Source organism: Inquilinus limosus MP06 (assembly GCF_000767795.1).
In the GTDB taxonomy this organism is placed as follows: Bacteria; Pseudomonadota; Alphaproteobacteria; order DSM-16000; family Inquilinaceae; genus Inquilinus; species Inquilinus limosus_E.
This window is the reverse complement of sequence record NZ_JANX01001018.1, coordinates 1-1,134: the sequence shown is the minus strand read 5'-3', so window position 1 is coordinate 1,134 and position 1,134 is coordinate 1. Positions and strand designations below refer to the sequence as shown.

The 1,134-nt window shown below is 74.5% G+C and carries 1 protein-coding gene; it reads left to right on the top strand.

What is annotated here, in order from left to right:
- Positions 1–1,134, top strand: a 1,134-nt coding sequence (locus P409_RS34870) for an amino acid adenylation domain-containing protein (RefSeq protein ID WP_034849563.1), incomplete at both ends; no start/stop codon positions are given.

Below are 1,134 nucleotides of genomic sequence, written 5' to 3'. Positions count from 1 at the left end.
ACCGGGCCTCCGACCGGCTGGCGCGGCGGCTGATCGCCCGCGGCCTCCGGCCCGAGGACCGGGTGGCGCTGCAGATGGGGCGGACGCCGGAATGGGTGCTCGGCATCCTCGGCGTGCTCAAGGCCGGCGGCACCTACCTGCCGCTCGACCCGGCGGCGCCGGTGGAGCGGCGGGCCGAGCTGGTGGCCGACAGCGGCGCCCGCTGGCTGCTGGTCGATGGCGAGACTCCGGAAAGCTTCGGCTGCGAGGTGCTGCGCCTGTCGCTGGAGGATGAGGCTGACGACGCCTCGGCGACGCTGCCCGAGACGGTGCCCGGCCAGGCCGGGTGCCTGATCTACACCTCGGGGTCGACCGGCAAGCCCAAGGGCGTGGTCGTCACCCGCGGCGGCATCGCCGATTATGCCCGCGGTGTGCTGCAGGTGCTGGACCTGCCGGAGGGTGCGCGGATGGCGATGGTCTCGACCGTCGCCGCCGATCTCGGCAACACCGTGCTCTACGGCGCGCTCTATGGCGGCGGCGAGCTGCACCTGATCGACCCGGCCCGCGTCTTCGATCCCGATCGCTTCGCCGAAACCATGGCGGCGCGGCGGATCGAGGTGCTGAAGATCGTGCCGAGCCATCTGCAGGCGTTGCTGCAGGCACGCCGGCCGCAGGACGTGCTGCCGGCCCACACGCTGGTGCTGGGCGGCGAGGCGACCGGCTGGCCGCTCCTGGACCGGATCCGGGAGCTGGCGCCGGGCTGTCGCGTGGTCAATCACTACGGCCCGACCGAGGCCACCGTCGGCGCCCTGTGCCAGCCCGCTGCTGACGCCTGGCGCGCCGCGGGCACGCTGCCGATCGGCCGGCCGCTGCCGGATGCCGCGGCGCATGTGCTGGACGACCATCTGAACCCGGTGCCGGCCGGGGCGGCGGGGCAGCTCTATCTCGGCGGCCCCGGGGTGGCGCGGGGCTATCTCGGCCGGCCGGACCTGACGGCCGAGCGCTTCATGCCCGATCCCTTCGGCCCGCCCGGCGCCCGGCTGTACCGCACCGGCGACCGGGTGCGGCGACTCAAGGATGGCAGCCTGGAGTTCCTCGGCCGAGCCGACGACCAGGTGAAGATCCGCGGCTACCGGGTCGAGCCGGGCGAGGTGG